Origin of the sequence: Streptomyces sp. NPDC051105, assembly GCF_040682795.1 — a bacterium.
GTDB lineage: Bacteria > Actinomycetota > Actinomycetes > Streptomycetales > Streptomycetaceae > Streptomyces.
Map to the genome: position 1 here is coordinate 302,603 of NZ_JBFBBR010000004.1, position 21,126 is coordinate 323,728.

General features: G+C 72.7%; 17 protein-coding genes, 3 pseudogenes and 1 riboswitch. Of the genes and pseudogenes, 13 read left to right on the forward strand and 7 right to left on the reverse strand.

Annotated elements, in window-relative coordinates:
- Positions 1-214 precede the first annotated feature (214 nt).
- Positions 215-844 (forward strand): TetR family transcriptional regulator, encoded by a 630-nt coding sequence (locus tag AB0N16_RS12120; protein ID WP_362574440.1) that lies wholly within the window; start codon positions 215-217, stop codon positions 842-844.
- Between the two features lie 43 nt (positions 845-887).
- Positions 888-1,069: riboswitch (TPP riboswitch) on the reverse strand.
- Positions 1,070-1,214: 145 nt separating this feature from the next.
- On the opposite strand, the gene AB0N16_RS12125 is transcribed toward AB0N16_RS12120, so the two are convergent.
- Positions 1,215-1,373: a hypothetical protein gene (locus AB0N16_RS12125; protein ID WP_365795661.1), complete on the reverse strand. Its 159-nt coding sequence runs from the start codon at positions 1,371-1,373 to the stop codon at positions 1,215-1,217.
- Positions 1,374-1,597: 224 nt separating this feature from the next.
- On the opposite strand from AB0N16_RS12125, the gene AB0N16_RS12130 reads away from it, so the two are divergent.
- Positions 1,598-2,224: a 1,4-alpha-glucan branching protein gene (locus AB0N16_RS12130; RefSeq protein ID WP_365795663.1), complete on the forward strand. Its 627-nt coding sequence runs from the start codon at positions 1,598-1,600 to the stop codon at positions 2,222-2,224.
- Between the two features lie 337 nt (positions 2,225-2,561).
- On the opposite strand, the gene AB0N16_RS12135 is transcribed toward AB0N16_RS12130, so the two are convergent.
- Complete coding sequence (locus AB0N16_RS12135; protein ID WP_351731702.1) at positions 2,562-2,795, reverse strand: ferredoxin; 234 nt, start codon at positions 2,793-2,795, stop codon at positions 2,562-2,564.
- 9 nt (positions 2,796-2,804) lie between these two features.
- Positions 2,805-4,262, reverse strand: a complete 1,458-nt coding sequence (locus AB0N16_RS12140; RefSeq protein ID WP_365795665.1) for an aldehyde dehydrogenase — start codon at positions 4,260-4,262, stop codon at positions 2,805-2,807.
- Between the two features lie 233 nt (positions 4,263-4,495).
- Here AB0N16_RS12140 and AB0N16_RS12145 point away from each other — a divergent pair.
- Positions 4,496-4,627, forward strand: a pseudogene (locus tag AB0N16_RS12145) (IS256 family transposase); the annotation flags it as partial.
- A 138-nt stretch (positions 4,628-4,765) separates the two neighbouring features.
- Here the strand turns inward: AB0N16_RS12145 and AB0N16_RS12150 are convergent.
- A pseudogene (locus tag AB0N16_RS12150) lies at positions 4,766-4,903 on the reverse strand (MerR family transcriptional regulator); the annotation flags it as partial.
- Positions 4,904-5,091: 188 nt separating this feature from the next.
- Here AB0N16_RS12150 and AB0N16_RS12155 point away from each other — a divergent pair.
- A complete protein-coding gene (locus AB0N16_RS12155; RefSeq protein WP_365796191.1) occupies positions 5,092-6,123 on the forward strand; it encodes an MBL fold metallo-hydrolase in 1,032 nt (343 codons plus the stop codon).
- An 84-nt stretch (positions 6,124-6,207) separates the two neighbouring features.
- Here the strand turns inward: AB0N16_RS12155 and AB0N16_RS12160 are convergent, their stop codons facing one another.
- On the reverse strand, positions 6,208-6,804 hold the full coding sequence (locus tag AB0N16_RS12160) for an XRE family transcriptional regulator (protein ID WP_365795667.1): 597 nt from the start codon (positions 6,802-6,804) through the stop codon (positions 6,208-6,210).
- Between the two features lie 300 nt (positions 6,805-7,104).
- On the opposite strand from AB0N16_RS12160, the gene AB0N16_RS12165 reads away from it, so the two are divergent.
- The 8 genes and pseudogenes from AB0N16_RS12165 to AB0N16_RS12200 all read left to right on the forward strand — a co-directional run bounded on the left by AB0N16_RS12165 (position 7,105) and on the right by AB0N16_RS12200 (position 15,870).
- Positions 7,105-8,136 carry a hypothetical protein gene (locus tag AB0N16_RS12165; RefSeq protein ID WP_365795669.1) on the forward strand — a complete coding sequence of 344 codons (1,032 nt, stop codon included), beginning with the start codon at positions 7,105-7,107 and terminating at the stop codon, positions 8,134-8,136.
- Positions 8,137-8,471: 335 nt separating this feature from the next.
- A pseudogene (locus AB0N16_RS12170) lies at positions 8,472-9,682 on the forward strand (prenyltransferase/squalene oxidase repeat-containing protein).
- The gene (locus tag AB0N16_RS12175) at positions 9,679-10,293 is read left to right on the forward strand and encodes an SCO2322 family protein (RefSeq protein ID WP_365795671.1); all 615 of its coding nucleotides are present in this window, start codon (positions 9,679-9,681) and stop codon (positions 10,291-10,293) included. Before AB0N16_RS12170 ends, AB0N16_RS12175 begins: the two are co-directional and overlap by 4 nt.
- Before the next feature lie 214 nt (positions 10,294-10,507).
- Positions 10,508-11,626: a CbiQ family ECF transporter T component gene (locus AB0N16_RS12180; RefSeq protein ID WP_365795673.1), complete on the forward strand. Its 1,119-nt coding sequence runs from the start codon at positions 10,508-10,510 to the stop codon at positions 11,624-11,626.
- Positions 11,623-13,266, forward strand: a complete 1,644-nt coding sequence (locus AB0N16_RS12185) for an ATP-binding cassette domain-containing protein (RefSeq protein ID WP_365795675.1) — start codon at positions 11,623-11,625, stop codon at positions 13,264-13,266. The genes AB0N16_RS12180 and AB0N16_RS12185 overlap by 4 nt, the downstream gene beginning before the upstream one ends.
- Positions 13,263-14,072 (forward strand): ECF transporter S component, encoded by an 810-nt coding sequence (locus AB0N16_RS12190; RefSeq protein ID WP_365795677.1) that lies wholly within the window; start codon positions 13,263-13,265, stop codon positions 14,070-14,072. Before AB0N16_RS12185 ends, AB0N16_RS12190 begins: the two co-directional genes overlap by 4 nt.
- A 337-nt stretch (positions 14,073-14,409) precedes the next feature.
- Positions 14,410-14,823 carry a transglycosylase SLT domain-containing protein gene (locus AB0N16_RS12195; RefSeq protein ID WP_365795679.1) on the forward strand — a complete coding sequence of 138 codons (414 nt, stop codon included), beginning with the start codon at positions 14,410-14,412 and terminating at the stop codon, positions 14,821-14,823.
- 363 nt (positions 14,824-15,186) lie between these two features.
- A complete protein-coding gene (locus tag AB0N16_RS12200; protein WP_365795681.1) occupies positions 15,187-15,870 on the forward strand; it encodes a YoaK family protein in 684 nt (227 codons plus the stop codon).
- 156 nt (positions 15,871-16,026) lie between these two features.
- Here the strand turns inward: AB0N16_RS12200 and AB0N16_RS12205 are convergent, their stop codons facing one another.
- The gene (locus AB0N16_RS12205) at positions 16,027-17,262 is read right to left on the reverse strand and encodes a cytochrome P450 (protein ID WP_365795683.1); all 1,236 of its coding nucleotides are present in this window, start codon (positions 17,260-17,262) and stop codon (positions 16,027-16,029) included.
- Positions 17,263-17,537: 275 nt separating this feature from the next.
- On the opposite strand from AB0N16_RS12205, the gene AB0N16_RS12210 reads away from it, so the two are divergent.
- Positions 17,538-18,707, forward strand: coding sequence for a steroid 3-ketoacyl-CoA thiolase (locus AB0N16_RS12210; protein ID WP_365795685.1), 1,170 nt, complete (start codon positions 17,538-17,540; stop codon positions 18,705-18,707).
- A 213-nt stretch (positions 18,708-18,920) separates the two neighbouring features.
- On the opposite strand, the gene AB0N16_RS12215 is transcribed toward AB0N16_RS12210, so the two are convergent.
- Entirely contained in the window at positions 18,921-20,957 is a 2,037-nt protein-coding gene (locus AB0N16_RS12215) for a bifunctional glycosyltransferase 87/phosphatase PAP2 family protein (protein WP_365795687.1), read from the reverse strand.
- Between the last annotated feature and the right edge of the window lie 169 nt (positions 20,958-21,126).

Consider the following 21,126-nt stretch of genomic DNA (forward strand, 5'->3'; position numbering starts at 1 on the left):
GCCCCCTTCTCCCTGCATTTTCCCGCGAGGTTACGCCGGGACGCTAATCTAGAACAAGTTTCAGACTTGATCGTTCAAGAGGCTCTGAATCTACCGGCAGGTAGGAGCGGAGTGAGCAGTGGATCAGGTGATTCGCGCCACGACGCGACCCCTGCCATGCTGTCTGATCACTCGCCCTGAGCACTGCCCTCACCGACTGTCACGGACGGGACCCATGCCTGCGGAAGCCAAGGTGGACATCGGCGCCAGATCGGCCACCCCGCCGCTCACCGAGCGGCAGGAGGCGCGGCGCCGCCGGATCCTGCACGCGAGCGCACAGCTGGCCAGCAGGGGTGGTTTCGACGCGGTGCAGATGCGCGAGGTGGCCGAGTCCTCCCAGGTGGCGCTGGGCACGCTCTACCGGTACTTCCCGTCCAAGGTCCATCTGCTGGTCGCGACCATGCAGGACCAGCTGGAGCACATGCACGGCACGCTGCGCAAGAAGCCCCCGGCGGGCGAGACGGCGTCCGAGCGGGTCGCCGAGACCCTGATGCGGGCCTTCCGGGCGCTCCAGCGCGAGCCGCACCTGGCCGACGCGATGGTCCGGGCCTTGACCTTCGCCGACCGCAGCGTCTCCCCCGAGGTGGACCAGGTCTCCCGGCAGACGACGGCGATCATCCTGGACGCGATGGGCCTGACCGACCCGACCCCCGCCCAGCTCTCCGCCGTCCGCGTCATCGAGCACACCTGGCACTCGGCCCTGATCACCTGGCTCTCGGGCCGCGCCTCCATCGCCCAGGTGAAGATCGACATCGAGACGGTGTGCCGGCTGATCGACCTCACGGAGCCGGGCGGGAAGCCGTAGGGCCCACGGCACGGACCGGGACCGGGCTCGGGAGGGCATGCGAAGACCTACGAGACGGGTTCCCTTCGCCGGCATGGTCCGGATCAGGTATTGGGGGTCGCCGTCCGGCCCAACTGCTGCCTTTCGACCTCTCAGCCCGACCGTCGACGTCGGCACCGGCGGATGCGTATGCATCTGCGTCACGCCTGAGTCGGCTACTCCGGTCGGACTCCCTCACTCGCCCCGTAGGCTGTTACCAGGATAGAACGCCCGATGGGGATTAGAACACCCCAATGGTGGATTTTTTCCACTTTTCCTGATACAGCGCATACGCGATCGCTTCCGGGGCGCCGCCCCATGCCTCTGGCACCGGCCCACGCCTCCGGCGGCGCTAGCCCACCCTCTCCAGCCCGCTCCAGCTCCGCCCGATCGCGGTCTCCCCCGCCCAGCGCTCCAGCAGCAGCCGGGTCGCCGACTCCGGAGCCGCCAGGGAGACCCGCTGGGCCTCTGCGTGGACCTTGCGCGACTGTTCGTGGGTGCCGTGCTGCAACCGGAGCAGAGCATCTCCAGGCTGCTCGCGCCGGCGGCCCGGGGCGGCGCCTTCGGAGGCCCGGGGCCGAGCCGTCGGCGGGCCGTCGGTCAGGCCGACGGCAGGCCAGGGCCGAGCCAGCGGCGGGCCGGAGCCGAGCCAGGCGGGCCCGGGCCGCCCCGCGGATCAGCCGCCGGGGCGGAAAGTCTCTGGCGGGACCCCGCGCCCGATCAGAGAATCTCCCCATGGCACTCATCCACCGCACCACCCTCAAGCCCACCAAGGTCGAGCTCCTGGCCGGCTGGCTCCCCACCCGCCCCTGGTACCACGGCCCCGCCGCACCGGAGTTGGTCAAGGCCGGCGGGTTCCGGCTCGACGACCCGGAGGGCGAGGTGGGGATCGAGTTCATGGTCGTCACCGAGGGCACGGACGCGTATCTCCTGCCGCTCACCTATCGCGCCGCCCCGCTCGACGGCGCCGAGCACGCGCTCGTCGGCACCATGGAGCACGGTGTGCTCGGTACGCGCTGGGCCTACGACGGCTGCCACGACCCCGTGCTGACGGCCGAGTTGGGCGCCCTGATCGAGGGGCGTGCCGCGGCGCAGGCACAGAGCATCACCGACACCCCGGACCGGGAGGTCGCCCGCGGATACACCGGAACGGCCCCGCTTCCCGGCATCGGCGCCCCCCTCGACACCGACGACAGCACCGAGTTCGCCGTTGGGGACGACGGCCTGGTCCTGCGGCTGCGGCGGGTACTGATCCCCGGCTCGCTGCCGCCCGACGACGCGGCCGGGCATGTCACCGGAGTCTGGCAGCAGCCGGACGGCACGCGCGCCAGGGCGCTGTTCGCCGCCCTTCAGCCCCGCTAGTGCTGCGCCGGGAAAGGTTCACCGGCTCGCGACGCCCGGCACGGCACCTCGCCGCGTTGTCGCACCACCCGAGTACATCCAGTACGCGGGTGATGCTCCGCCTTGCGATGCCCCGCACCGGACGCCGCGAGCTTCCCGGCAAACCTTGCCGGTCACAGCACCAGACCCGGCCGGGAGCCGGTCCTCGGGAGAAGCCAGGTCCCGGGGGAGCCAGACCCCCCAGGCGGAAGCCAGACCCCCAGGCGGAAGCCAGACCCCAGGCGGAAGCAAGCCCCCAGGCGGAAGCCCCCCGGGGCGGAAGCCAGGCCCCGGGAGGAAAGCCAGCCCTCAGGGGAAGCTACTCCTCGGGCGGGAAGACGGGTTCCCCGCTGCCCAGCAGGGTGATCGTGATCGCCTCCACCGGGCAGTTCTCGGCCGCGTCGAGGATCCTGCCGTTGGCGTCCGTCTCCGGGTCCACGGGGTGGGACTGCATGGCGGAGTCGAGGCGGAAGGCCCCGGTGGCGCGGTTGACGCACTGGGCCGAGCCGATACAGATCGAACGGTCGACCTCGACGTGCCAGCGGTCACCCATGGCCGCCCCTCACCCCTCCCAGCCGGCCGGGAGGTGGATCATCTTGTGTTCGAGGAACTCGCTGTAGCCCTCGGGCCCGAACTCCCGGCCCAGACCGGAGTTCTTGTAGCCACCGAACGGCCCGAGCATGTCCAGGCTGAAGGTGTTGACGGAGTAGGTGCCCGTCCGGACCTGCCGCGCGACCTCGATGCCGTGCTCCACGTCCGCCGTCCACACGCTCCCGCTCAGCCCGTAGTCCGAGTCGTTCGCGATCTTCAGGGCCTCGGACTCGTCGCCGTAGGGGAGGAGGCAGATCACCGGACCGAAGATCTCCTCCCTGGCTATCCGCATGGAGTTGTCGACGTCGCCGAAGAGGGTCGGCTCCACGTACCAGCCCTTCTCCTGACCCGCCGGACGGCCGCCGCCCGTGAGGATCTTCGCGCCTTCCTCCTGGCCGATCCGGATGTAGTCCAGATTCCGTTGCTGCTGGCGGCGGGCGACGAGCGGGCCCACCTGGGTGGCCGGGTCCAGCGGGTCACCGACCTTCAGGGCGCTCGCCGCGGCCGCGAGGGCGTCGGCGAACTCGTCGTAGCGGGAGCGCGGGACGAGGACGCGGGTCTGCGCGACGCACGCCTGGCCGTTGTTCATCCAGGCCGCGGGGACGATCCCGGCGACGGAGGCCGCCACGTCGGCGTCCGGCAGCACGACCGCGGCCGACTTGCCGCCCAGCTCCAGCGTCACGCGGGTGAGGTTCCGCGCGGCGACCTCCATCACCCGCTTGCCGGCCGCGACCGAGCCGGTGAAGGAGACCTTGTCGACGCCCGGGTGCGCGACCAGGTACTCACTCACCTCGCGGTCCGCCGGGAGGATGGACAGGACGCCGTCCGGCAGCCCGGCCTCCTTGGTGATCTCACCGAGTATGTACGCGTCCAGCGGCGACTCCGGGGACGGCTTGAGCACCACCGTGCAGCCGGTGAGCAGCGCGGGGGCGAGCTTGGCGGCGGCCACGAACTGCGGCACGTTCCAGGGCACGACGGCCGCCACGACCCCGACCGGCTCCCGCCGCACCAGGATCTTCCCCAGCACCCCGTCGCGCGTCTCCTCGTACGTGAAGTCGCGTGCCACCTTGATCGCCGAGTCCCACACCATCATCGCGCCGAGCGCCTGCGCGAGCACGCTCCACGAGTACGGCGAACCGTTCTCGGAGGAGATCACGCGCGCGATCTCCTCGTGCCGTACGGCGATCGCGTCCTTGATCCGGGTGACGACCTCGACCCGCTCCTCAAGGCTCATCCGCGGCCAGGGTCCCTGGTCGAAGGCCCGCCGCGCGACCCCGACCGCCCGGTCCACGTCCTCCCGCGAGGCATGCGGCACCCGCCCGAAGACCTCCTCGGTGTGCGGCGAGACCACCTCGATGACGTCCTTGCCCAGAGGATCGGTCAACTCCCCGCCGATGAACAGCTGTCCGTGTTCCAGGAACTCGGTCATGGCGCCCCGCCACCCTTCCTGACGATGTTTCAGAACTGATACCAGTTCTAGTTGAACTAAGCCAGGGCAGCGGCCGAATAGGCCTTCACCAGCGGTTTTGCCGCTGGTCGGGAGTGCCGTCAAGTCGCGTGGGCCGTCCGCGGGCCGTCACCCCCGCCACGGACCGCCCCGTACCTGCCGTCGACCGCCTTCCGGGTGCGGCTCTCACCGCTCGGCTGATTCCCGGCGGTTCGGCCGGGCTGTCGCCGGCCACGGTCACGCGGCTGACGGCCCAGCGGCAGGCCGACCACGCTGCCTTCATGGACCGCGATCTGTCGGCCACGGACTGCGTGTACGTGTGGGCCGACGGCATTCACCTGCGCATAGTGGTCCGTGCCGGGGTCCGCTTCGAACGCGGCCACCTCGTCGAACGCTCCGAGCCCTCTCGGCGTGAGCAGCCTCAGCCGATCCGCGGAAGCCGGGAGATCTCAGGCACTCGTGCGCCGTATGTGCAGGTGGCCGTCGCGGGGGAGGAGGTGCGCGCAGTGCGCCGTGAACGCCGCGACGATCGGATCGGCCTGGGACGAGGCCGGGTCGATGCCGGCGGCCAGGGCCGGGCCGACCTGGTCACGGACGACTGCGGCAAGGTCGCGTCGCGGGCCCCAACAACGACCGGCAACGACGGCTCCGCCGCTGGTCAGAGGCTCCTCAAGTGAACTTCTCCTCGGACCATCGGATGTGAAACCAGTTCTAGTTATAGTGAGCGATGGCCGTGCGGCGGTGCGGGGGCGGAGGGTGCGGAATGGTGAACGGGCAGGACGGGCAGGAGCGGCCGGGCGGGCGACGGTCGGTGGTGGGCGTGCGTGATCACGGCGGGGGTGTGCGGTCCGTCGAGGTTCCCATTCCGGACAATCCTCTTGGGTACACGCTGGTGTACGTCGTCGACACCGATCGTGGGCCGGTGCTGGTCGACACCGGGTGGGACGATCCCGGGTCCTGGGATGTGCTGGTGGCGGGGCTGGCGGCGTGCGGTACGGGGGTCGGTGAGGTGTACGGGGTCGTCATCACCCACCATCACCCCGATCATCACGGGCTGTCGGGGCGGGTGCGGGACGCCTCCGGGGCCTGGCTCGCCATGCACGCCGCCGACGCGGCCATCGTGCGGCGGGCTCGGGAGACCCGGCCCGAGCGGTGGTTCACCTACATGGCGGCGAAGCTGACGGCCGCCGGTGCGCCCGAGGAGCACGTGGCGCCGCTGCGGGGCGGACCCCGTCGGCGGAACTCTCCGCCGGGTCTGTCTCCCGCCCTTCCCGATCGCGAGATCCTTCCCGGTGAGTTGCTCGACCTGCCCGGTCGGCGGCTGCGTGCGGTCTGGACTCCGGGGCACACGCCCGGGCATGTCTGCCTGCATCTGGAGGAGGAGCATCCAAGTCAACTGCCGGGGCGTGGACGGTTGTTCTCCGGTGATCACCTGCTCCCCGAGATCACCCCGCACGTCGGTCTCTACGAGGATCCCGACGACGCGACCGTCACCGACCCTCTCGGCGACTATCTCGATTCCCTGGAACGCATCGGACGGCTGGCCCCCGCCCAGGTCCTCCCGGCCCACCAGCACACCTTCACCGACGCACCGGCACGGGTCCGGGAGCTCCTGGCCCACCACGAGGAGCGTCTCACCTCGCTCCTCGCGCTACTCCAACAGCCCCTCACGCTATGGGAGTTGGCCGTGCGGATGGAGTGGAACCGGCCCTGGGAGCAGATCCCCTACGGATCACGGAACATCGCCGTCTCGGAGGCGGAGGCCCATCTGCGGCGCCTGGTGAAACTGGGGCGCGTGGAGCCGGTGGCGGGGAGCGAACCGGTCACGTACGTGGCGGTGTAGCGGAATCCCCCGCGACGGCGTTCGCGAACTCCCCCTCCGGGCCCGCCGGCGGTCCGCGGAGTCGCGAGACGGCCTGCTCAAGACCTAGTTGACGGCCTGCCCGGCGGTGACGCTCTCGGACGTGATGAGCATCTCCGCCAGGTCGGCGAGGGTGGCGAGCTGGCGCGCGTTCATCTGCGGTGCGCGGGCGGCCAGCCGGACCAGGCCGCTCTCGCGCAGCCGGGTCAGCGGGTCGGCCTGTGCCTCCAGCCCCTGCAGTACCGGTTGCAGCGCCTCGTACAGCGCCTCGGGTTCGTCGGCGGTGAAGAAGCCGGGCGGCAGTCCGAAGAACCGCCTCAGCCGGTCGGTGTGTTCGAGGCCCGGCATGCCGCTCTTGCGCCACTCGCTCAGCCACTGCCTGCTGGTGCCGGCGATCGCCGCGAGCTCGCCCAGCGAGTACCGCTTGCCGTCGGGCCGGCGCCGGTTCTCGCGGATGAAGTCCAGCCGCTGCCGCACTCGTTCGGCCAGACCTGCCTCGGGCGCGGCCCCGCCGGCGAGCAGTTCGACGACGGTCCCGACGGGAATCCCGGTGCGGTACGACAGATCGGCCACGTCCAGTACCTCGGACAGCCGCCCGGGCCGTCCGGTCAGTTCCCCGAGCCGTGCCAGTACGCCGGTGAGCGGGGCATGGGTGTCACTCACCAAGGTCCCCCTGGAGACACGTCGTTGACCGGTCGGTCAGCCGAGCAGTCGGTCAGCCGAGCAGTCGGTCGGCCGAGCAGACGCGAGGTTATCCAATTCCCCACCCCGCTCACCAGACATGACAAGGGTCACTGCGGAAGGGGGCAGCAATCGTTGACATATGACGGTACGCCAGAAAGGATCAGGAACGATCACGACACCTGGCCACGGTCGAACCGACCCGCCCCGGGTGCCGCCTATGGGGGAGCGGCATCCGGGGCGACCAGCCGCCCGCCTCCTCCCGGAAGGTGAGGGGCACCGATGTCGCAGCCCGTCCTGCTCCTCGGCGCAGGCCGTCGGCGCGCGTACGACGAGTTCACGCTGACGCGCGTCGCCGCGGCCCGCCCCGTGGTGCTGGTGGACGCCGCGCCGCCCGCCTGGGCCCACCCGTGCCTGGCGGGTCACCTCGCGGCGGACCCCGGCAAGGACGGGGCGACGGCGTCGGCGGTGGTGCGGTTCGCGGCCCGGCACCGGGTCCGCGGCGTGCTGGCCCACTCGGCCGAGTACACGGTCGCTGCCGCGCGGATCGCCGGGCAGTTGGGGCTCCCCGGCCCCTCCCTCGCCACGGCCGCCGCCTGCGCCGACCCGGCCGCGCTGCGGGCCGCGCTCGTCGCCGGCGCGGCCCCCGTCGACGACCCGGGCACGCCCAGGGTCAGCGCCGAGACCGTCGTCCTGGACGGCGAGATCCGTATCGTCGCCATCACCCGTACGACCCTGGGCCCGGCGCCCGCCCGGCAGCCGCTCCGGCACACCGTGCACGCCCACGACGGCCTGCTGCACAACCGTTTCCTGCGCCTGGCCGTCGACCGCGCCGTGCACGCCCTCGGCCTCACCCGGGGTGTGCTGCACATCGGGTTGCGGCTCACCGACCGTGGCCCCCGGGTCACCGACGTCACCCCGTGCCTCCCGGGCGACCTGATCCCGCTCCTCGTCAAACGGGCCACCGGTGTGGACCTCGCGCAGGCCGCCGCCGCGCTGGCCACCGGCGAGGTGCCGGACACCACGCCCACCCGGCAGCGGGCGGCCGCGATCCGGTTCGCGTACCCGGCCGCCACCGGCCGCCTCGACCACCTGGCCCTCTCCCCCGACGCGGCACAGGAGCCCGGCGCCGACCGCATGATCCTCACCCAGGACGCCGGCCGGCAGGTCACCGCCGGGCCGCACGCGACCGTCGACGACCGGCTGGCGCTCTGGGTGGCCGTCGGCGAGGACCCCGCCGGCTGCGACGACGCCCTGCGCCGGATGGGCCGCCACCTGTCCGCGGGCATCGCCCCGATCGTGACAGCAGCCTGAGCGCTGCGCCGCAACCAGCGGCTACGACCCACAGCCGCCCCTCAGCTTCGATTCGGCGGCCGGTAAAGTAGCCGGGTCGTCATCACCCGTACGAGGGAAAGCCGGTGCAAACCCGGCGCTGCCCCTCCCCGGTTCTCGGCTTCGCCCGAACCGGGGACACCCCTGTCCGTGAACCGTCGCACCGACGGTGAGCCGGACCGCCCCGCGCGGGACGTTGATCGGCCCATGTGCGTCGGCACCCGCCGGCGCGCGGCACCGTCGAGGTTCACGGAGCCGAGCCGCCGGGGGTGTCCCGTGCCGCCCGGCTCCCCCGCAGGGAGAGGCACCCGCCGATCATGACCGTCCTCCGCCGCAGCGCCGCGGTGCTGGCCGCCACCGCCGTCATCGGCGCCGCCACGCCCGCCCTGACCGCGACGGCCGCCGACGACCCGTCCCCGTCCGCTTCGACGGTGCTCCCGTCGGGGCTGTTCGGCAGGACGGACCCCAAGTACGACGGCGTCTGGCGCGCCAGTCGCTCGCCCTGCTCGCCCAGCACACGGTGGGCCTGACCCCGGCCGCGAAGGCGGTGGACTGGCTGACCGGGCAGCAGTGCGCGAACGGCTCGTACGCGATGTTCCGTGCCGAGCCGACCGCGGCCTGCGACGCCAAGGTGACGGTCGACACGAACAGCACGGCCGCCGCCGTACAGGCGCTGGCGGCGGTCGGCGGGCACGACGACGCCGTCGGCAAGGCGGTGACCTGGCTGAAGGCGCAGCGGAACAAGGACGGCGGCTGGGGTTACACCCCCGGCTCGCCCAGCGACACCAACTCCACCGGCGTGGTCATCGGCGCGCTCACCGCGGCCGGCGAGGGCACCGACGAGGCGGCGGCCGGCCTCCTCGCCAAGTGGTCCCTCCACTGCGACGCGGCGGGCGGCGGCGGCATCGCCTACCAGCCGGACAAGAACGGAAAGCTGGCCGCCAACGCGGACGCGACGGCCGCCGGGGTGCTCGGTGCCCTCGGCAAGGGGTTCGCGGCCACGGCCGGGAAGGCCCCGGAGGAGGGCTATGCCTGCGAGAACTCCGACAAGGCGCTGACGCCGGCCGACGCGTCCCGCAACGGCGCCGCGTATCTGGGGGAGGCCATGTACGACCACGGCAACCACCTGGTCTCCGCGCTCGCCGGTGCCAAGCCCCAGCCGGACTACGGCAACACCGCCGACGCGGTCGTGGCCATGGCCGCGCAGGGCTGGACCAGGCCGGCACGGAAGCCGTACGCCTGGCTGGAGGCCCACGCGGTGCCGTGGGCCACGCAGAGCGGACCTTCGGCCTACGCGGAGCTGATCTTCGCGGCGCACGCGATGGGCGCGGATCCGCGTGACTTCGGCGGTACGGACCTGGTGACGGCGCTCAACGCGACGGGCCCGGCCCCTGCGGCCGCGGCCGGACACACCGAGGAGAAGAAGTCCTCGGGCACCAGCGTCTGGTGGATCGTCGGTACCGGGCTCGTCGCCGGCATCGGCATCGGCTTCCTGTTCAGCGGGCGCCGGAAGCAGCGACAGCCGTGACCGGCGTCCGCCGTGCGGTGCTGCTGGTCGTGGCCGCGCTGACCTTGCTGGCGACGGCCACGCCGGCGGAGGCCGCCGGTTACCGCTACTGGTCCTTCTGGGAGCGGGACGGCTCGCGGTGGACGTACGCCACACAGGGACCCGCCACGGCGCGGCCGGACGACGGCGCGGTCGAGGGGTTCCGGTTCGCGGTGAGCGAGGACTCGGGGGACGCGTCGCGGCCACGCGGGACGGCGGGCTTCGGGACGATCTGTGGCGACACGGCCGCCGTCCGGGGGAAGAAACGGGTGGGGCTGGTCATCGACTTCGGTACGGCGGCGGACGCGCCGTCCGCGGAGCGGCCGCCGGTGCGGCGGACCGCGTGCGCGGTGGTGCCGGACGACGCCACGGCGGCGGAGGCGCTGGCCGCGGTGGCGAAGCCGTTGCGGTACGACGCGAACGCGTTGCTGTGTGCGATCGGGGGCTATCCGCAGAAGGGGTGCGGGGAGAAGGTGGCGGCGGGGGGTACGCCGGGCGGTGGGCCGTCCGTGGGGTGGCTGGCCGGGGCGGGGGTGGTCGTGGTGGTGGCCGCGGGAGGGCTCTGGCAGGCGCGGCGGCGGAAGAATGGGTGATCGTCACAGCGCGGGTGTGTGGGGGCTGGTCGCGCCCCGTGGCGGAGCCGCAGATCGGTACAGCCCCGTGCCCGTGAAGGGGCGCTGCCCAGCCGTGACCGGCCTGGCCGCGGGTGGTCGTGCCGCCGGGACGACGGGGGTCCCCCCGCTCGAACGAAGCCGGGAGTGGGGGAGGGCGGGCGACGAGGATCCTCCCGCACGAGCGAAGCCGGGGGTGGGGGAGGCACCCCGCAAGCGCGGGCCGGCGAAACTCCCCGGCCCCCGGCACCGGCGCCGCTCCCCTGTACACCCCGGTGCCTGGTGGCTCTGGGCGCTCTGCCTCGGGGTCGCCGCCTCGCGGACCACCAACCCCCTCCTCCTCGCCCTCCTCGTCTCGGTCACCGGCTACGTCGTGGCCGCCTGCCGGAGCCGCGCGCAGGGGTCCCGTCACTACTCCGCCTTCGCCAGGCTCGCCCTCGCCGTCCTGCTCATCCGCCTCGCCTTCACCGTCCTCCTCGGCTCCCCCATCCCCGGCTCGCACACCCTCGTCACCCTCCCCGAGGTGCCGCTCCCCCACTGGGCGCAGGGCATCCGGCTCGGTGGCCGGGTCACCGCCGAGGCACTGGCCTTCGCCCTCTACGACGGCCTCAGGATCGCCACCCTGCTGATCTGCGTCGGCGCCGCGAACGCGCTCGCCGATCCGGCCCGTCTCCTGAAGTCGCTGCCCGGCGCCCTGTACGAGCTGGGCGTGGCCGTGGTCGTCGCCCTCACCTTCGCGCCGAACCTGATCGCCGACGTGCAGCGGTTGCGTGCCGCCCGCCGGCTGCGCGGCCGGCCCGACTCCGGCGTCCGGGGTCTGCTCCAGGTCAGGCTGCCGGTCCTGGAGGGCGCGTTGGAGCGCTCGGTCGCCCTCGCCGCCGCGATGGACGCGCGCGGTTACGGCCGCAGCGCCGACGTACCGGACCGGGTCCGTCGTACGACGGCGGCGCTGACCCTCGGCGGGCTGCTCGGGGTGTGCGCGGGAACGTACGCGCTGCTCGCCGCCGACGGCGGCGGTTACGGGCTGCTCCTGCTGCCGGCCGGGGTGATCGCCGCGCTGGCGGGGCTGCGGCTCGGTGGCCGCCGTTCGCTGCGCACCCGCTACCGGCCGGACGCGTGGGACGCGCGGGCCTGGCTGGTGTCCGGGTCGGGCGCCGCCGTCGCCGGGCTGCTGGCGCTCGCCGCCGTACGGGATGCGGACGCCCTGCATCCCGGGGTCGTACCGCTGGTCGCCCCCACGCTTCCGCTGTGGCCCGCGGCTGCCGTGCTGCTCGGGCTGCTGCCCGCCCTCGTCGTGCCGAAGGAGCCGTCGTGATCCGTTTCGAGGACGTCTCCGTGACGTACGAGGGCGCGGCCCGGCCGGCCGTCCGGGGGGTCGACTTCGAGGTGCCGGAAGGTGAACTCGTCCTTCTGGTGGGCCCGTCCGGTACCGGCAAGTCGACGATCCTGAACTCCGTCAGCGGGCTGGTACCGCACTTCACCGGCGGCACGCTGCGCGGCCGGGTCACCGTCGCCGGGCGGGACACCCGGACGCACAAGCCGCGTGAACTCGCCGATGTCGTCGGCACGGTGGGCCAGGATCCGCTCGCGCACTTCGTGACCGGCACGGTGGAGGACGAACTCGCCTACGGGATGGAGTCGTTGGGGATCGCCCCGGCCGTGATGCGGCGGCGGGTGGAGGAGACCCTCGATCTGCTGGGGCTCGACGGGCTGCGGGACCGGGCGATCGGCACGCTCTCGGGCGGCCAGCGGCAGCGGGTCGCGATCGGGTCGGTGCTCACCCCGCATCCGGAGGTCCTGGTCCTCGACGAGCCGACCTCCGCGCTCGACCCGGCCGCCGCCGAGGAGGTGCTGGCCGTGCTCCAGCGGCTGGTGCACGACCTGGGGACCACGGTGTTCCTGGCCGAGCACCGGCTGGAGCGGGTGGTGCAGTACGCCGACCGGGTCGTGCTGCTCCCGGAGCCGGGGGCCGCGCCGGTGTGCGGCACTCCCGCCGAGGTGATGGCCGTGTCGCCGGTGTGTCCGCCGGTGGTGGAGCTGGGACGGCTGGCCGGATGGTCGCCGCTGCCGATGACCGTGCGCGACGCCCGGCGCCGGGCGGGCGGGCTCCGGGAGCGCCTCGCCGGGCGGGCGGCCCGGGACCATCGGGCCCCCGGCGCTCCCGCTCCCACCACTCCCACCACTCCCCCCGCGGCCCCCGCCCCTCTTCTCGCCGAGGTCCGCTCCCTCGCCGTCCGCCGGGACCGGGTGGACGCGCTGTGCGGTGTCGATCTCACCGTCGCGTCCGGCGAGACCGTCGCCCTCATGGGACGTAACGGCGCCGGGAAGTCCACGCTGCTGGGCGCCCTGGTCGGGCTGGTGGAGCCGGGCTCCGGGACGGTCCGGGTCGGCGGCGCGGTGCCGCATCGCACCCGCCCGCGTGACCTCGTACGCCTGGTCGGTCTGGTCCCGCAGGAACCCCGTGACCTGCTGTACGCCGACACGGTCGGCGCCGAGTGCGCGGCCGCCGACCGGGATGCCGGAGCGGCGCCCGGGACCTGTCGTGAGCTGGTGTCCGCACTGCTCCCCGGGGTCGCCGACGGCACCCATCCCCGTGACCTCTCCGAGGGGCAGCGGCTGGTGCTGGCGCTGGCCGTGGTGCTGGCCGCCCGGCCGCCGCTGCTCCTGCTGGACGAGCCGACCCGGGGCCTCGACTACGCGGCGAAGGCCCGGCTGGTCGGCGTGCTGCGCGGGCTCGCCGCCGACGGGCACGCGATCGTGCTGGCCACGCACGACGTGGAACTGGCCGCGGAGATCGCGCACCGGGTCGTGCTGCTCGCGGAGGGCGAGGTGATCGCGGACGGGCCGACGGACGACATCGTCGTGTCCTCGCCGTCCTTCGCCCCACAGGTGACGAAGGTCCTCGCGCCGCAGCGGTGGCTGACCGTGGCCCAGGTGCGCGAGGCGCTGGCATGACCGGCCCGGTGCGGCTCGGCCCCCGCTCGCTGGCCGCCCTGCTTCTCGTCAGTACCGTCGGCGTGGTCGCGGTCGGCTGGCCCTTCCTCGCCCCGCCGTCCTCCCGGCTCACCTCGCACGCCCAGGACGCGCCCTGGCTCTTCGCGGGCCTGCTGCTCCTGCTGGTCGCCGTGCTGGGGGCGACGATCTCCGAGTCGGGGCTCGGTCCGAAGGCGGTCGCCATGCTCGGCGTGCTGGCCGCGACCGGTGCGGCGCTGCGGCCGATCGGCGCGGGCACCGCCGGGATCGAGCCGATGTTCTTCCTGATGGTGCTGAGCGGGCGGGTACTGGGGCCGGGCTTCGGGTTCACCCTCGGCTCGCTCACCATGTTCGCGTCGGCGCTGCTCACCGGCGGGGTGGGGCCCTGGCTGCCGTTCCAGATGCTGGCGATGGCGTGGTTCACCATGGGCGCCGGGCTCCTGCCGGGCGCCGGGCGGCTGCGTGGGCGCGGTGAGCTGGCACTGCTGGCGGGCTACGGCTTCCTGGCCGCGTTCGGCTACGGCATGGTCGTGGACCTGGCCGGCTGGCCGCTGCTGGCCGGCACCGCCTCGAACATCGCCTTCGACCCGCACGCCGGACCCGCCGCCAATCTGGCCCGGTTCCTCGCCTACAGTCTGGCCACCGCCATGGGCTGGAACCTGGGCCGGGCCCTGTGCACGGTCGTCCTCACCCTCGTTCTGGGGCCGGCCCTGCTGCGGGCGCTGCGCCGGGCGACCAGACGGGCCGCTTTCGAGACCGCGGTCACATTCGACGGCCCCGGGGCGTGAGGCGTCGTACGCAGCCGGTGACGCGACCGGTGAAGCACCCCACATGACGCAGGTCACCTACGATCCCGGGCAGTAGACAAACTTTCCCCAAATGTCCGTTTCGCCAGGGCCTCTGACCTGCGCATTGAGAGCCACGCCACACAACGGACCTTCACCGCCTATGCGACCACAACTAGTAAAAGGGGTGATTGCGGACGGGTTTCCGGCCTGCTTCTCTGGACCACGTCGCCAGGCACCACCGGCCCCCCAGCGGGCCACGGAGCCGACGCACACGGCCGCCGCCCACGGGTGGTTCCGGAGCACGGCGACCCCCTGTCCCCGACGAACGAGGTTCTCCGTGTCCGTGTCCATCATCCGCCGCATCGCCTCCCCGAAGAAGGTCCTCACCGCCGCCGCCGTGGCCGCCGCCACCGCCGGTATGGCGCTGAGCGCGGCGCCCGCCCAGGCCGCCACCGGCTCGGCCTCCTCCGCTCAGGCGATCGCGCACAAGATGATCCCGGACGCCGCGCAGTTCAACGCGTTCAGCAAGATCGTCTCGCATGAGAGCGGCTGGAACCCCAGCGCCACCAACAGCTCCTCCGGCGCCTACGGCCTGGTCCAGGCCCTGCCGGGCTCGAAGATGGCGTCCGCCGGGTCCGACTGGAAGACCAACCCGGCCACCCAGATCAAGTGGGGTCTGGACTACATGAACTCCCGCTACGGCAGCCCGACGGCCGCCTGGAGCTTCTGGCAGGCCAACGGCTGGTACTGAGCCGGCCGGCCCGCTCCCCCGCACCTCGGCACCCTCGCCCCCTCCTCCCGGGCGAGGGTGCCGACGCATGTCCGGACGTGGTGGACTGATGCCCCAGAGCCACCGAACCCCCGGGGCCGCCTAACCCAAGAGCCGGCGAACCCCGGGGCCGCCGAACCCCAGAACCACCGAACCCGGGGCCACCGAACCCCAGAGCCACCGAACCCCAGAGCCGGCGAACCCCAGAACCGGCAAACCCCAGAACCGGCGAACCCCAGAACCACCGAACCCCAGAACCACCGAACCCCGGGGCCACCAAACCCCGGGGCCACCGAACCCCAGAGCCGGCGAGCCGCCCGGTCCGGCGCGTCCCCCGGAGGAGCGATGCACACGGCTACACCGACCCCCGATCCCGAGACCCGCGGTGTGCGGCTGGTGTTCGTACTGCTGGCCCTGACCCTGCTGAGCGGCATCATCGACGCCGTCAGCTATCTCGGCCTCGGGCACGTCTTCACCGCGAACATGACCGGCAACGTGGTGGTCCTGGGCTTCGCCGCCGCCGGGGCGCCCGGCTTCTCCGTCCCCCACTCGGCGGCCTCGCTGGCCGCCTTCCTGCTGGGCGCGGCGGTGGGCGGCCGGGTCGCGGCCCGGTTCGGCGGCTCCCGCAGGCGGTGGATGCGGGTGACCCTGACCACGGAGGCGGTCCTGGTGGCCGCGTCCGCCGTGGTGGCCTTCGCCCGGCCCGGCGGGACGGCGACGACGTACACCCTGATCGCGCTGACCGCCTTCGCGATGGGTGTGCGCAACGCGAACGTCCGCAAGCTGGGGATCCCCGACCTGACGGCGACCACGGTCCTGACGACCACCCTGACCGGTCTGGTCTCCGAGTCCCACCTCGGCGACGCCACCAGGCCGCACTCCCCGCGCCGCGTGGCCGCGGTCCTCGCGCTGGCCGTCGGCGCGGTCCTGGGCGCCTGGCTGGTCCTCCACGAGGACCTGGGGATCCCGCTGCTCGTCGCGGCGGTGGTCGCCGGGGTGCTGGCGGTGGTGGCGTCCGGGCGGGAGTGAGGGGAGCGTGCGGCACCGGTGTCTCGGGGGAGGCAGGAACGGGGCGTGCGGCACCGGTGTCTCGGGGGAGGCAGGAACGGGGCGTAGGGAGGGGGTGCTCCTGCCTCCCTCGGGGCGGGCCGGCGGCGCCGGGAGCCGTCGGCCCGGGTCGAGGGGTTATGCCGTGGTGACCTGGAGGTGCTTCACCCCGTTGATCCACGCCGAGCGCAGCCGGTCCGGGTCGCTGACCAGGCGCAGGGTCGGCATCGCGTCGGCTATCGCGTTGAAGATCAGGTCGATTTCGAGGACCGCGAGGGACTTGCCCAGGCAGTAGTGCGGGCCGCCGCCGCCGAAGCCGAGGTGGGGGTTGGGGTCGCGGGTGATGTCGAAGGTGTCGGGGTCGGTGAAGACCTCGGGGTCGTGGTTGGCCGAGGCGTAGAAGACGCCGACCCGGTCGCCCTTGCGGATCAGTTTGCCGCCCAGCTCGGTGTCCTGGGTGGCGGTGCGCTGGAAGGAGTTGACCGGGGTGGCCCAGCGCACGATCTCCTCGGCGGCGGTCGAGGGGCGCTCGCGCTTGTAGAGGTCCCAGGCGTCGGGGTGTGTCAGGAACGCGTGCATGCCGTGGGTGATGGCGTTGCGGGTGGTCTCATTGCCGGCCACCGCGAGCATCAGCACGAAAAAGCCGAACTCGTCGGAGTTGAGGTTGCCCTCGTCCTCGGCGGCGACCAGCGTGGAGACGATGTCCTTGGCCGGGCACTGCTTGCGGTCGGCGGCCATGTTCATCGCGTAGGCGATCAGCTCGGTGGCGGACTCGGCGCCCACCGCCTCGGTGATCGCGTACTCCGGGTCGTCGTACGAGATCATCTTGTTGGACCAGTCGAAGATCTTGGCCCGGTCGTCCTGCGGGATGCCGATCAGTTCCGCGATCGCCTGGAGGGGGAGCTCGCAGGCGACCTCGGTGACGAAGTCGAAGGGCCCGGAGTGGGCGCGGGCCGCGTCGGTGATCGCCCCGGCGCGGGCGCGCAGCCGCTCCTCCAGGGCGCGGATGGAGCGCGGGGTGAAGCCGCGCTGGATGATCTGGCGGACCCGGGTGTGCTCGGGCGGGTCCATGTTGAGCAGGATCAGCCGCTGGGCGTCGATGGCGTCCCGCTGCATGTGCTCGCCGAAGCGGATGATCGCGGTGTTGAGCCAGGACGAGAAGATCTCGGGGTGCGTGGAGACGTACTTGACGTCCGCGTGCCGGGTGACGGCCCAGTACCCGTCGTCCGCGAAGCCGGCGAGGCCGTGCGGCTGTTCGATCCAGCGGACCGGTTCCGCCCGGCGCAGCTCGGCGAACTCCGGGAGCGGCACCCGGTGATGAAGCAGATCGGGGTCGGTGAGGTCGAACCCGTCGGGCAGTGCGGGACAGGGCATGGCGACTCACTCCCACCGTGTACGAACCTGGATACGTATGTCTTGCGACGACTATCTGACGGGCCATCAGAAAGAGCCGATTGCCGTGAAGGTAGTAACGGGTTCTACAAGTCGCAAGGGGCGCGGTCGCCCCAATTGCGTGCACCCCCCTTGCGGTTGCGGACAGGCTGTCAGCAGACTGCACACAGAACTGGTACGCGTTCTAGTTCTGCGTGGCGGGCCGGGCCGGGACGCCCCTGCGCCGCGCGGGTGACCGAGGAGAGGACCGAGCCCCCATGGCCGCGGAACCCGTGATCGTCGAAGCCGTACGCACCCCCATCGGCAAGCGCGGTGGCGCGCTCGCCAACCTGCACCCCGCCTATCTCCTGGGCGAGACCTACCGTGAACTCCTCGGCCGCACCCGCATCCCCGCCGACTGCGTCGAGCAGATCGTCGGCGGCACGGTGACCCACGCCGGCGAGCAGTCCATGAACCCCGCGCGTACGGCCTGGCTGACCGTCGGGCTGCCGTACGAGACCGCGGCCACGACCGTCGACTGCCAGTGCGGCTCCTCGCAGCAGGCCTCGCACATGACCGCCAACATGATCGCCGCCGGGGTCATCGACGTCGGGATCAGCTGCGGGATCGAGGCGATGTCGCGGGTGCCGCTGGGCTCCGGCTCCAAGCACGGGCCGGGCAAGCCCTTCCCCGACGAGTGGAACGTCGATCTGCCGAACCAGTTCGAGGCCGCCGAGCGCATCGCCCGCCACCGGGGCCTGACCAGGGAGGACGTCGACTCGCTCGGGCTGCTCTCACAGGAGCGGGCGGCGTACGCCTGGGCCGAGGAGCGCTTCAAGCGGGAGACCTTCGCCGTGCAGGTGCCGACGACGGAGGAGGAGCAGCACGCAGGGCAGGGCATGTGGCGCCTGGTCGACAGGGACGAGGGCCTGCGCGACACGTCCATGGAGGCGCTGTCCGGCCTGAAGCCGGTGATGCCGACGGCCGTCCACACCGCGGGCAACTCCTCCCAGATCTCGGACGGGGCGGCCGCCATCATGTGGGCGTCGAAGCGGATGGCCCGCGCCCTGAAGCTGCGCCCGCGGGCCCGGATCGTCGCCCAGGCCCTGGTCGGCGCCGACCCGCACTTCCACCTCGACGGCCCGATCGACGCGACCCGGGCCGTGCTCGGCAAGGCCGGCATGACCCTCAAGGACATCGACCTGGTCGAGATCAACGAGGCGTTCGCGTCGGTGGTGCTGAGCTGGGCCCAGGTCTTCGAGCAGAGCCTGGACAAGGTCAACGTCAACGGCGGCGCGATCGCCCTGGGCCATCCCGTGGGGGCCACGGGCGCCCGCCTGATCACCACGGCCCTGCACGAACTGGAGCGCACGGACAAGGAGTTCGCCCTCATCACGATGTGCGCGGGCGGCGGCCTGGCCACCGGGACGATCATCCAGCGGCTGTAAGCAGGCCGGGGGAAGTCGGCTGCTGTTCGGCAGCGCCCCAAACGTCAGCGCCCCAAAGGTCAGCGCCCCAAAGGTCAGCGCCCCGAAGGGACGCGGGGGCTGTACTGAATGTGCGGCTGCCGCCGCCTGGGCACGACCAGCCCCCACCGGCCTGCGGACGACCGACGACGCATCGCAGCACTTCCAACCGGGCGCTTGACAGCCCACCATGCGTCACCCGGGAGCCGCTGCCGTCACCGGCTCCCGGGCTTCCCTGTCGGCCCTCGCCGCCCGCAGGGCCCGCGGGCCCTGCAACAGATAGCCGACGCCGAAGCCCGCGCCGACCACCGCCGCGCCACCCACCGCGTCCAGGGCCCAGTGGTTGCCGGTGGCGATGATCGCCGAGACCGTGAAGAGCGGGTGCAGCAGACCGAGGGCCTTCAGCCACCACTTCGGGGCGACCACGGCGATCACGATCCCGCACCACAGTGACCAGCCGAAGTGCAGCGAGGGCATCGCCGCGTACTGGTTGGTCAGCTGGGTGAGGGTGCCGTAGTCCGGCTTGGCGAAGTTCTGCGGGCCGTGCACCGTGTCGATGACGCCGAGGCCCGGCATCAGACGCGGCGGGGCCAGCGGGTAGAGCCAGAAGCCGATCAGGGCGAAGGCGGTGGCGAAGCCGAGGGCGGTACGGGCCCAGCGGTAGTCGACCGGGCGGCGGACGTAGAGGACCGCGAGGACGGTCAGCGGGACGACGAAGTGGAAGGACTCGTAGTAGAAGTCGAAGAAGTCCCGCAGCCAGCCGATGCCGTACACCGCGTGGTTGGCCCAGTGCTCGATGTCGAGGTGCAGGAACCGCTCGATGTCGAGGACCTGGTGCCCGTGGTGCTCGGCGCGGGCCCGCCCGGAGGTGCCGTTCCCGTCCCCGGCGGCGGCCAGCCGGACCTGCTGGTAGGCGAAGTAGACGAGCCGCATCGCGAGCAGTTCGAGGAAGAGGTTCGGCCGGGTCAGGACCCGGCGCAGCCAGGGGGCCAGCGGCACCCGGCGGAAGCGGGCCGGCACCGGCTCCGCGTAGTCCGTCGGGAGCGGGCGGGCGAACTCCGGGGCGGCACGGGACAGGAACGGTACGACCGTGGCCGCGGCCAGGGCGGCCAGCAGGACGGCGTTGTCGCGCACCGGGACGAAGAGGGACTGGTTCGGCAGCAGCGCCTTGGCGGGCAGCGTCATCACCATGACCACCACGACCGGCCACACCGACCGGTCGGCGGCGCGCCGCCCGGTCCGGCCGACCACCGCGAGCAGCACCCACAGCAGCTGGTGCTGCCAGGCGGCCGGCGACACCGCCACCACCGCGCAGCCGGTGATCGCGACCGCCAGCAGCAGCTGCCCGTCCCGGGCGTAGCGCACCGCCCGGCGCAGCGCGAGGACGGCCACGGCCGCGGCGAGCGCCAGGAACAGGACGATCTCCAGCGGGCCGCTCAGCCCGAACCGCAGCAGGGCGCCGTGCAGCGACTGGTTGGCGAGCGCGTCGGCCTCGCCGCCCAAGCCCACTCCGGCCGTGTGGTGGACCCAGTAGGTGTACGAGTCGTGCGGCAGCGCCGCCCAGGCCAGCGCGGTGCACACGGCGAAGGTGACGCCGGAGGCGAGGGCGGCCCGGCGGCGGCCGGTGAACCAGAGCAGCGGGGCGAACAGCAACAGAGCCGGCTGGAGCGCGGCGGCCAGGCCGACGCACAGTCCGGCGTCGCGCTGCCCGCGGGCGGCGAAGCAGCCGAGCAGGACGAACAGCACCGGGATGATGCTGGTCTGGCCGAGCCAGAGGGTGTTGCGGACCGGCAGCGAGAGCATCAGCAAGCTGATGGCGACCGGGGCGGCCAGCAGCGCGGTACGGCGGCTCAGCGGCTGCGGCAGCGCGCGGGCGGCGACCAGGCCGAGGGCGACCACCAGCAGCAGCGTGCCGAAGGTCCAGCCCCAGCCGAGGGCCTGCTCGGCGGCCCTGGTGAGCGGCTTGAGCACCAGCCCCCCGAAGGGGGAGCCGGTGAACTGGGTCGAGTCGTAGAGCGAGCCCTTGACGTGCAGCACGCCCTCCGGGCCGACCCAGGTCTCCAGATCCGTCAGCCGGTCCCCGCTCGGAGTGCCGAGGACGACGGCCATCTGCCGTACGGCGAGGATCGCGGCCACCGCCCACAGCCCGAGCAGGGCCATTCTGAACCGCGTCCCCGGCTCCGCTCCCCCGAACGCGTCTCCCCGTCTCCCCCTGCGTTCCACGTTCGCCACGCCGCGCCGGCCTCCCGCCCCGCTCGTTCGCTCTGAGAACCCTGAGAACCCTGAGGACCCTGAGAACCTTGAGAACTCTGAGAACCCCTATGAGGCTCCCATTCCTTTCTGTGAGAGACGCGGGCAGCCCTCTCTTCACCTGACGTCCGTCCGCGTTTTGTCCTGAAGA